Origin of the sequence: Butyrivibrio sp. (genome assembly GCF_017940685.1) — a bacterium.
In the GTDB taxonomy this organism is placed as follows: domain Bacteria; phylum Bacillota; class Clostridia; order Lachnospirales; family Lachnospiraceae; genus Butyrivibrio.
Map to the genome: position 1 here is coordinate 1 of NZ_JAGAYD010000075.1, position 10,992 is coordinate 10,992.

At 43.9% G+C, this 10,992-nt stretch carries 7 protein-coding genes; 1 reads left to right on the forward strand and 6 read right to left on the reverse strand.

From position 1 onward, the window contains the following. Positions 1-1,089, reverse strand: a 1,089-nt coding sequence (locus tag J6I68_RS05325) for a hypothetical protein (protein ID WP_292218176.1), incomplete at its 3' end; no start/stop codon positions are given. A 10-nt stretch (positions 1,090-1,099) separates the two neighbouring features. After that, positions 1,100-4,363, reverse strand: a complete 3,264-nt coding sequence (locus tag J6I68_RS05330; protein ID WP_292218177.1) for a DUF5107 domain-containing protein — start codon at positions 4,361-4,363, stop codon at positions 1,100-1,102. A 147-nt stretch (positions 4,364-4,510) separates the two neighbouring features. Here J6I68_RS05330 and J6I68_RS05335 point away from each other — a divergent pair, with 147 nt between their 5' ends. After that, entirely contained in the window at positions 4,511-5,356 is an 846-nt protein-coding gene (locus tag J6I68_RS05335) for an AraC family transcriptional regulator (protein ID WP_292218179.1), read from the forward strand. Here J6I68_RS05335 and J6I68_RS05340 read toward each other — a convergent pair. The 4 genes from J6I68_RS05340 to J6I68_RS05355 form a co-directional block, all read right to left on the reverse strand. Then, positions 5,353-6,045 (reverse strand): GGDEF domain-containing protein, encoded by a 693-nt coding sequence (locus J6I68_RS05340; RefSeq protein WP_292218182.1) that lies wholly within the window; start codon positions 6,043-6,045, stop codon positions 5,353-5,355. The genes J6I68_RS05335 and J6I68_RS05340 overlap by 4 nt on opposite strands. A gap of 6 nt (positions 6,046-6,051) precedes the next feature. Then, positions 6,052-7,362, reverse strand: a complete 1,311-nt coding sequence (locus J6I68_RS05345; RefSeq protein WP_292218184.1) for a hypothetical protein — start codon at positions 7,360-7,362, stop codon at positions 6,052-6,054. A gap of 168 nt (positions 7,363-7,530) precedes the next feature. Further along, positions 7,531-8,835 (reverse strand): MATE family efflux transporter, encoded by a 1,305-nt coding sequence (locus tag J6I68_RS05350; protein ID WP_292218186.1) that lies wholly within the window; start codon positions 8,833-8,835, stop codon positions 7,531-7,533. 191 nt (positions 8,836-9,026) lie between these two features. Further along, positions 9,027-10,772, reverse strand: coding sequence for a methyl-accepting chemotaxis protein (locus J6I68_RS05355; protein WP_292218188.1), 1,746 nt, complete (start codon positions 10,770-10,772; stop codon positions 9,027-9,029). Between the last annotated feature and the right edge of the window lie 220 nt (positions 10,773-10,992).

Genomic DNA, 10,992 nt, shown 5'->3' on the forward strand with positions numbered 1-10,992 from the left:
AGTAAATGCAGCCTCCGGCGGGCAGTGGGAATGAAAGCGAAGGCAGCTTACGCCGTAGCCCATGTAGGTCCTTATTATCTCTTTCCAAGAGTCCACCTCCATAGGCGGATGGCCAGTCTCCGGGTACACAGCGCAGTTTGCCTCACTTCTAAGGAATATCCTTCGGCCGTTTAGGCAAAGATGCCCATCTACATCTCCAAAGGATCTGATCCCAAATGCATCTTCATACTCATCGCAGCCTACCAGCTTTGCATTAAGATGGATCAGCCTTCCCTCTGCCTCGTCCCACAAAAGTTCTCCTGGCACTTTAGCTTCAATGCTTGTTCTTACACAGGTTTCACCGTCTCTGCAATTGACATGGATTTCTTTATCAAGAGACAGTTCTTTAAAAGATAGAAATAGTTTCCCTTCAAAGCCTTCCTTGCTGTCAATGTCCGCCACCACATCAAGGATCCAGCGGGTCTTGTTTTCCCCCTGATCCGATGCTTCATCACTATCCCATCCAGCGCATCTAACCGGATAAACCATAACTTTTTTAATAAACGTATTTTCTTTTTCAAAAATCCCAAACTCCCCAATTACGCCATTCCAGTTGGTCTGGGTTTCGTCAGTGGCGGCTGAGGAATAGATAATGTTGTCATGAGGGAGGCCTTCATAGCTGTTATCTGATACAAGCTCAATGACAGAGCCCTTCTTTAAGGCGCCTGTAACCTCAAAGACGTAGGGCGTTGACAGGCTACCTGATAAAGCAGGAACTTTCCTGCCATCAATCTTAAGTTCTAAAACTCTTGCCCGCTCTGCCTTAAGGAAAACCCTTTTGTCTTCTGCAAACTCTTTGTCACACACTTTGGTAAACACTACCTTTCCCTCATAGGTGTGATTTCTGGTAAGCCTTGTGGCGATGACCTGGGCAGCGGAAAGAGCTTTGTTTTCAACGTAGTTTTCATCCTGGTGGAGCTTGCCCTTTATGCAGTCTTCATAGCCTATTTCGTTTGTATCAAGAGTCCCGGGCAGGATAGCGCTGTGCATGCTCCCATCTAAGAGGCAGACGTCCCACTTCCCTGACAGACTAATAAAATCCCTCATCATAACTTCCCCATTATTTACACATGTTTCTGTAAAGTGCTGCCAGCTGGTGATTTTTATCAAGGTCAAGAGCCTTTGAAAACCACGTCTTAGCCTCATCTTTTTTGCCAAGTCCCAAGTTTCCAAGGCCCATCAGATAGTAGCAGTGGACCTTGTTCTTCATATCCATATCTGCGTCAAATACCGACATGTCTGGCATCGAAACTGCAAAGTAGTCCATCACAAACTTATCATGTACGTGATGCTCACCGTAGTCAAGAAGCTTGTAAAACCTGGTGTTGGCGCTGTTTGTATCATCAAGCTCACTAAATCCAAGGCCCTGGAACAGTATCATATCCGCAGGCTGATCGTAGTAGTACATCATTCCTGCAGGCTCAGATTCGCCTAAAGTGGACCTTTCAAAATTCTCATTTGCCCTGTCTCCATCTCCAAGAGCCTTGTAACAAAGGCCTAACAGGTAATACAGGTTGTTGTCCCTGGTGCCTTCAAGCCTGCCCTCACCCAGGTTTTCAGGATAAGAGAGAGCCTCCTCTAAAAGAGCTATTGCCCCCTTTGGATCATTCTTTTCAAGGGCGTCTTTTGCCATCATGAAAAGACATAACTTAAACTGAGTTGTGATCTTGCCCTCAGCCCCTTCCCAAGTTTGGAAGTTGTGACCTGTTATGGCCTTGTGAGCCTTGTTGTACTGGCCGCACAGATTAAGAAGGGTCACATACTCAGTGTAGAGATCGTCACGCTCCTCTATAAGGCCAATGTTTTCTTCAAATATCTTAAGGCGCTGCGATGGCTCTTTTCCAAGCCTTGCATACAGCTGATCAAGCTCAAGGAACACCCTTGCATCCTTTTTATCAAGTTCAAAGGCTCTTTCCATGCACTCTTTTGCCCTCTCCTTGTCTCCGCGCTTGTTGAAAAGAGCTATAGACAGATTTCTAAGAACCGTGGGGAAAGTATTATCCAGATCCTTTGACCTCTCCCATAAAGCTATAGCCTTGTCGTAGCCCAATTTGTCATAGTAAAGGCATCCCAGGTAGTAATAGGCTTTTGAGGCTGTAGGATCAAGTGCTATGCTCCTTTCAAGGACCTGAAGATCCTCAATCTTATTGGGGAAGCAGTACCTTGAAGGAGCGTTCTGGGCCTTTATAAGAACTTCCTTCGCCTCGGTGCCGTGGCCCTGCTTGTCCAGATAGTAAGCCAGGTAGTAATACTTAAGAGGGCTCTCTGCCGGGCAATTTTCAAGGGTAAGAACAGCCCTCTCATAGAGTCCGTACTCTGCAAAGTCCCTGGCTGTCTGCAGGTAATTTTCAATATCCCCGGTTACCTGCTCCTTACAGTAGCTTCCATCTATTTCAGCCAAAAGAGATCTGGACACAAAATCAAAGGCATCCACCTTAATGTTCTCCTTTAAGTATCTTGCTGCCTCTCCCTCTCTTCCAAGAAGGTCAAGAAGCGCCGCCTTAAGGCCCCTTGCCTTGATATTGTGGCTGTTCTTTACAAGGCCCTTTTCCACGTGGTCCAAGGCCAGCTCATACTCTCCATTCCTTACTGCGATAACTGCCAGATAATAGAAGGACATCTCCTGCTCTTCGCTGCACCAGGTAGCCTTGTAAAACGCATCATAGGCAGCATCAAATTTTTCCTGATAAAACAGTGACAGTCCAAGGTTATAATATGCCTCACTGTCATAAGGATTCGGGTTTAGGATAGTAAGTCTTTCTATAGCCTTTTCAAAGTGCCTTTGCGCCTTCTCAAACTCTCCTCTTCTAAGAAGCAGCATTCCGTAGGCATTGTTTATACGAATGTCTCCATCGTCTCTCTTAAGACCTTCAATGTAGTAATCATCAGGAAGGTAAGTAGCATGCCTGTACTGCTCAATGTGAAGACCTGTAAGATAAAGCTCTTCATTTGTAAGGATGTCCTTTGGAGCCTTTGCAGCCTTGGCAGGCTCAGCAAGCTTTGGTATACCGTAGTCTTTTTCCTGATAGGATAACAGCTCTTTTCCCTGACTAAATACCAGGATCTTTACCTTGTATCTGTCTGCTCCTTTGGCATCTATACTGGTTTCAAACACCTCTTCGGGAGATAAATTTTTCTTCTCCCTGAAGATCTCTTTTCCGCCATCTGTTATTACAATCTCAGCATCTTCAAGTGGCCTTGTTGCATAAACCTTTGCATCTATCTTATCTTCAGAAACCTCAAGATTTACCGCAGCGTCAAGACAAGCGTTCTTAACATACCCTGCCTTCTTGTAGGGCATGAAATACTGTTTGAATTTCTTTTCCTCATAGGGCTTAAGCCAAGCAAAATCCGGCTGATTGTCGCAGTACATCCCTGTCATCAGCTCGATGTATGGGCCGTCCTCATCAGTGAGGTTCCTATCCCAGGCCTTGCCAAAATCGCCGCATCCCCAGGTCCACTGCTTCTTGCCAGGAGATATGTGGTGATCCGCAACGTGAAGAAGTCCTGCCTCCTTGCCGTAGTCGTAGCCGCCCACAAAATCAAAGTCAGAGTGTTCAGCCATGTAGGACGTGGGAACTGGAATGTTCTTGTACCTTGAAATATCCACTCCTGCGCTGTAGTCGTGCTTGTAGTAGATTCCGGTTGCGATGGGAAATCTGGAGACAGCTCTTTTGCCGTGGTCGTAGACCGAATGCACATCAGGCGGGAACACAGACTGGGTGTTGTCGTTAACTGAAACCGCAGGGTTGGCCCACCACAGGAAGGTCTGGGGAAGAGGCGTCCTGTTGTAGAGCTGGCCATCAATCTCAATGTAGGCCCTGTCCGGGAAAAGAGTTATCGTGGTAATTACCCTTGTTCCGTACATCCTGTCCACATCCCCAAGAAGAAGGCTCTTAGATCCGCCAGCATTTTCCCTGATCTGGTGCTCCACCTTCATGTAGGTTGTTGGTCTGTGGTGCTGGGGCCAGTTAAACTCTATGCCCCCTGAAATCCATGGGCCTGTAAGCCCAACAAGAGCCGGCTTTATCACGTGGTTATAGTAGACAAAATCGTAGCCGTTGGTTTTGTCATAGGCCCTCTGGATCCTGCCTCCAAGCTCCGGCATTACCATTACCTTGAGATACTTATTTTCAAGGAACACAACGTTCCAGATCTTATCCTGTTTCTGTCTGCTGATCTTGTTTGTGGCAGGGTATGGGTAGATTTTACCACTGCTGCCCTGATAAACTCTCTTTTCAAGAAACATGGGGTTTATGTCTGCTTCACCAACCTCATAAGTTGGGATCTTTACCTGTTCTTCCCAGATCTTTACTGTATCCATAGCTCTCTCCTTGGGACTCATATTTTGATCAAAGCCTTAAAACAAAGCATCTTTATATCCTCAGAATAAAATGAACAGGCCTCTTTCTCAATTGAGAAACTTGCTCTATAATATAGAAAAATTGCTCTTTTATCCGAGGGGATATATATGCATACAACAGAAGAAAAAATCAGCGACAGCTCACAGTATTTTTTCCATACTCCAACAGCTCAGGCCATTGATCTTTTTCTGTATCCAACAGTGATAGGAAGGTTTGAATATCTTCCGGGATACTCCCTTGAAAGATCAAGGTATGACAGCTATCTCTTAATTCTCATCGAGAGCGGAACTATGGAAATATTGCTCGATGGTAAATATCAGCTTGCGCAAAAAGGTGACATAGTTTTGCTTGATTGCTACAATCCCCACGCCTACAGGACAGACACCGGATGCAAAACCACATGGCTTCACTTTGATGGGAAACTGGCAAAAGGCTACTACGAGCACCTTTCAAAAGAGTTGGGAAACATCATAACTGTTTCAGGCTTCAGGGAAGCTCTGCATATCATTTCTGATCTCTTTTCATCATTCTGTAACAGAGACCTAAAGCCAGAGGCCCAGATGAGCATCATGATAGGAAACCTTCTCCTTTCGCTGTTTGACCACACTTCCACTGGTGCAGCGTCAGCCTCTGATGGCATAAGAAAAGTCACCTCCTACCTTACGCAGAACTTTTCCAAAAATATCTCCCTTAAGGAAATGGCTGACATGGCGGGGCTTTCCCTCTATCATTTCACCAGGAAATACAAAAAAGAAACCGGTGTGACTCCACACCAGTTTCTCTTATCAACCCGCATGTCTGCGGCAAAATATTATCTTTCAAACACCACAATGACCATTAAAGAAATCGCACTTTCCTGCGGCTTTGAGGATGAGAGCACCTTCTGTTACAGCTTCAGGAAAAGAGAAGGTAAAACGCCAAAGCAGTTCCGCACAGGTTCTGTCCTGTCTTAAGCTTTAAGGCTCTGCTTTTCTGCGTACATCTCTTTATCTGCCCTATCAAATACCTCCGATACAAAGCTGTCGGTTTCAGGCTGATATTCTGCCATTCCGGAAGCAAGGACCACCCCATCGCCGTTTTTCTTATTTTCAAGGACTTTACTGCGAAGCTTCTCCATTAGCTCTTTTCTCGATGAGTAATCACTTCCTCTGAGAAATACCACAAACTCATCGCCACCAACCCTGAATACCGGGCTGTGAACAAAGATATCGCACAGGATCTGGGCAGAAGCCTTGATATACTCATCTCCTGCAGCATGTCCCAAAGTATCATTTATCATCTTTAAATTGTTGGAGTCGCATACAACCAGTGCAAAGTTCAGATAATCCATGCCATTGTCGATGTTTGACTGCACTGATTTCTCAAGTTCCTTGTAAGCAGTCTTGTTTCTGACTCCAGTAAGCTCATCGCGTCTTGCCAGCTCTTTTTCTGTCTTCAGAGCTTTCATGTGCCGCTTCTCACGCTTGATCACCTCGTCAATATCCTCAACGCCAATGATCAGATGCGTACCATCACTGGTCTTTCTGGCAATCATTCTGGTATATCTGGATTTGCCATTTACCATGATACGATAGTCAAGGCTGCCATCCTTGTGCTCTTCAAGCATGGAGAGAAGATTGTCTTTTGTAATAAACTCAGACACCTGATCCTAATCCTGCCTGTGAACAACCTGAGGGATATTATCAAGGGATTCCTTAAAGAAATCCTCTCCTGACTTGCTGATCTCTAATTGGCCATAGAGATTATTAACTGCATAGCCAACATATGCTGAATCTTCCACATTCACGTAGTAGATCTCATCATAGTTGGATGCCAGGCTCTCTGCGATCTGACCGAAAGTAACTGTCTTCTTCTGATTTTCTTTCTGGATCTTTTCTGCGTTAAGCTCATCATCAATGTCTTTTTCATAGAAAATAAGATACTGTTCATTGATATCCCTGGACACTGTAAATAGAAAGAACCTTGGCTTTCCATCAATAAGGATCCTGTATTTGAACGAGAAAGAATGCCTGCCCTCAAGGCGCTTTAACATTTCTTCCTTGATATAAAAGCTCTTTGCATATTCCTGATCCTCAGGATAAACACAGTTATCTATACTTTCCAAGGCCTCTTTGAAGAAATCCTTTCCTGCCTCAACAGCATTTATGGTCAGGTATTTTTTGCTCTTGGAAAAAGAAATAAACTCACCTGTTTCTATTTCAATGTAAAATATGGCTTCATAATCCTGTGCCATGGCATTTGCAATACTATCATGTATCTCTTTTTCTTTTTTCTCTCCAGACTGCACAAAGGAAAGGACTAAACATATGCCTATCATAAGTCCCATGGCATAGAAAGGAAGAAATGCATAGTTGATCTGCAGGATTTGAAATACTCCAAGGACTACACTTGTTGCTGCAACCGCGCTGTACCTGAATTTTTCACGTCCTGTACCCTTACTTGCGACCGACATCATGTATACTGTGATCACCGCGTAGAATGCAATCTGCAGGATATAAGAAATATTCCTTCCGGATTCTCCGATATACTCATGAGCTTCATTATATGAGAACATGAAATGATCAAAGAACTGGTTGACCAACAGGCAGGCTATTCCTATCACAACCATTCCCCACACGCCATAGAGCAGCGCTTTGGTGCGCCTGCCGTGTTTATCAAGATATGCAACGATGTACCTGGTCCATGTCAGCATGGTAAGGAGCATCAACACAAAATAGAAAACTGTAAAAGAATATATTGCAGGAAAAAGCTGCGGGATATCATGGTGTTCGTACAAAATCCCCCATGAACCATCCACAAAAAAGTAACAGCACGCAGCAAGGACAAAGTGGTTATAGCGTACATGTACACGATCACTCTCGCCTTGCTTCTTCTCAAGGAACCCATATTTTATAAGCGATTCCCCGTTTAATATCAGATTTATTATCAGCACCGCTGCCGGAACCATCGAATAGATCATTCGGTCTAATAATCCTCCATGTATTCACAAAAACAAACACATATTTTCGCTTATACAATTATTATACAACAGATAGTGCTGACATAAAAACAGATGAATAATTATCAATATATTTTTGCAAGCAAAAGAGAGCCTTTAATTCCCTGCTGCCCTTTCCTTCCAATCTGATCAAATCTTTATCTTAGTCCAGTTGCCCTGTTTAAATCTCACTGATCCAAAGATGAATCGGGATACCTGATCTGCCAGGATTCCCATCCACACTCCGTTTATTCCAAAGCCAAGGATATATCCGAACATATATGAAAATGCAGTTCGGATGATAGTTACACTTATGATCGAAGCCATCGCAGTGTATCCTGTGTCACCGGCTCCTCGCAGGCACCCCATGTAAATTACCTGCGACACCTGGAAGATAACTACCACAATAATGATCCTGGTAATATCAACGCCAATCTTAACGATCTCCGGCTCTTCAAAGAAGGCTGACATAAGGGCGTGACCTCCAAAGAAATACAGGCAGGCCAGGACAAATGATATGCACAAGCCTATTATCCTGCAGGTCTTCCCATATTCTCTTGCCAGCGCCTCATTTCCCTGCCCAAGGCTTCGCCCGATAAGCGCCACAGCTGTTGCCTGAAGGCCATCGCCAAAAGAAAATGACAAGCCCATAATGTTCATTCCAACCTGATGGGCAGCCATGGCAGCTGTTCCCATCTTGGCAGCCATTATGGACGTTGCCATAAATCCAACTCTCATAAGGATCTGCTCGAAAAATACCGAATAGCCCACCTTGATAAGCCCCTTCAATGCGGCAACCCCAGGCAGGATCTTATTTTCCACAATATAAGGGATACTGACAAAGCAGCCTTCTTTAAACAGCGACCTTATGCTCATAATGCTGGCAAAAACTGTTCCAAGTACCGTGGCAAGGGCAGCTCCCTTTACTCCAAGTGCCGGAAAGCCAAACTTTCCTCCAATCAGAAGGTAATTAAAAATGACGTTTACGGTGTTGGATACCAGATTGGTCTTCATGGTGATCCTTGTATTTCCAGCGCCTCTCTGGGCTGAGTTTATTCCCATCTGTATACAGTTGAAGATCATTCCGCCCATGATTATCTTAAAATACAATACCGCAAGATCATGAGAGTCCTCACTGGACCCGCAGAATCTTATAATGCCATCTGCAAAAGTTACCAGAAGGGTACTGATGATCACCGCAGCAATCAGGATAAATGCAATTCCTGAAACCAGTATCCTGTTGGCATCCTCTCTTTTGTCCTCTCCCTTTCTCCTTGCAACAAGCGCTGAAAGAGAAACATTTATGGCAAAGAACATAGAAAGGCCCATGAACTTGGGCTGCGTAGTAAGACCTATAGCAGCAACAGCGTTACTTCCAAGCCCGCTCACCATGTATGAATCCACCAGTCCCACGAAGGCTACAAAAAATGATTCAACCACTGCAGGCCAGGCCATATTTATTGTTTCTTTAAAAAGACTGTTATTTTCTGGTTTCATATTCAAAATACTAGCAAAATTTATTAGTCTCGTAAATGGTCCACTAACCCCGTCCCCCAGGTCCATTCCAAATGGATACCTTGGGGCTGGGCATAAAGAAAGGCTGCCACACTAATTAGTGCGACAGCCCCTTTTCATGTTATATACACTTATACCAGTTTTACCTGGAACTGTGACATAAGGTTATGCAGCTGGTTAGACTGATCAGAAAGTTCACTGGATACAGCACTTGATTCCTGGGCAGTTGCTGAATTAGTTTGAATTACCTCAGAAATCTGCTCGATACCCTGATTGATTTCTCTCATATTGCTTGCCTGATGCTGAGCCATGTCTCCGGAGGTTCTCATCATTTCAGCCAGCTCATTTACGGAATCACCTATCTCATGCAATGTAATCTGTGTTTCTGCGACAATCTCATTACCACTGTCAATTTCTGCAAGAGCGGAACTAACAAGTGCGTGGGTGCGCTGTACAGCGTCATTCGACTGCTGAGCCAGTTGTCCTATCTCCTGGGCAACAACTGCAAAGCCCTTACCTGTATCTCCGGCTCTGGCAGCTTCTATGGAAGCATTGAGAGCAAGAAGCTTGGTCTGGGATGAAATAGCTTCAATACTGTTTGCAACTTCCTGAATTTCCTTGGAAGCAGTCGTGATTCTCTGCATTGCTTCCGTAACCTGATCCATTTTATCAGCACCGTCTTTTGCTACCTTCTGGGCCTCAATTGACATCTGAACGCCCCTTGCACAATCCGCAGCCATTTTTTCTGTCTGTTCGGTTACTGTACTTACTGAAGCTGTAAGCTCCTCGACAGCTGCAGCCTGATCAGTAGCACCTTCAGCCAATTCATTGGCGCCTTTGGACATGTTCTCGGCACCCTCTGAAACTCTTGCAGATGCAGCCTTAACATCATTCATGGTGTTAGAAAGCTTGTCTGTAATGGTATTCATGGACTCGCTGATTGGGCTGAAATTACCATGATAAAGATTCGGGGTAATTGTACCTATACTGAAATCGCCTTCAGAAATCTCATTAAGCGAATTTGAAATGTCATTTACGATATTCATGGATGCACGGGTTGAGTTTTCAAGATCTCTGGCCAGTATATCAAATTCATCATTGGCATGGTAATCAATAGCTACGTTAAGATCGCCTCTGGCCATTTGTTCTGCAGCCTTCGCAACCTCGTCAACAGGCATGACAACGCATTTTGTCAGCGTGTTTTGGGCATTTTTCATGAATACGATCAGCAGAATTACCATGATAATACTAATAACAACCATTATTGTCATTATAACAATTGTCAAATCATATGAGCTTGTCACCTCATTAGTTACATTGGCGGTCATCTGCCTTGTGTTTTCCACTGTTGTCATTACTTCAGGCCGAAGCTCATCTCTCATGACCGCGTATATTTCATCTCCATTACTAAGGCTTCCGTCCTCAAGTTCTTCAGCCTGTGCGTACATGGAGGCGAGTTTATCGGTTGTTGCTTCTATATTTTTTATATTTGCGTCGAGGGACTTAATGAGCTCTGTCTCGCCACGATATGCTCTTAAATTAGTAAGATCTTCTTTCATGTTGTTAAGCATTGTTTCATGGAACTCTACTATTTGTTCCTGTCTTGTCTCAGATACACGAGTAGCAAGCGCCCACCAAGCAGATTTTCCAAGATTCTGGTTGTGAATACGAAGGAGTCCCTGATAAGTATTTTGATTGTAATAGTTGTTATAAAGTTTATGATATCCTGATATACCAACTGCGATTGAAATGATAAGCAGGCAGAGAGATAAACCAAGATATATGTATATGCGTGTAAAAGTATGAGCAAATTTCTTACCTACATTCATCTCAAGCAACTTTTTATCATCCAAATTAACCAAATTCTTGATACTCATTCTGTACCTCCTATCATATATTTCCGGATAGCAATTTTTTATAGCTACAAAGCTATTATAGACTAATTATTTCAATAACTAATAGATTTTCTGAAATGTTTATTCAAATTTAATCCTTTTAACTTATTTCTCGTTGTCGCAGCATTCTTGTTCATCCTACAAGCGATGCCATTCATAGCCCTTCGGGCTATTTCATGTCGCGCTGTCGCGCTATGAATAC

Coding starts and splice junctions, on each gene's coding strand:
- J6I68_RS05330 (WP_292218177.1), bottom strand. CDS start 4,363: ATGGATACAGTAAAGATCTGGGAAGAACAGGTAAAGATCCCAACTTAT.
- J6I68_RS05335 (WP_292218179.1), top strand. CDS start 4,511: ATGCATACAACAGAAGAAAAAATCAGCGACAGCTCACAGTATTTTTTC.
- J6I68_RS05345 (WP_292218184.1), bottom strand. CDS start 7,362: ATGATCTATTCGATGGTTCCGGCAGCGGTGCTGATAATAAATCTGATA.
- J6I68_RS05350 (WP_292218186.1), bottom strand. CDS start 8,835: ATGGCCTGGCCTGCAGTGGTTGAATCATTTTTTGTAGCCTTCGTGGGA.
- J6I68_RS05355 (WP_292218188.1), bottom strand. CDS start 10,772: ATGAGTATCAAGAATTTGGTTAATTTGGATGATAAAAAGTTGCTTGAG.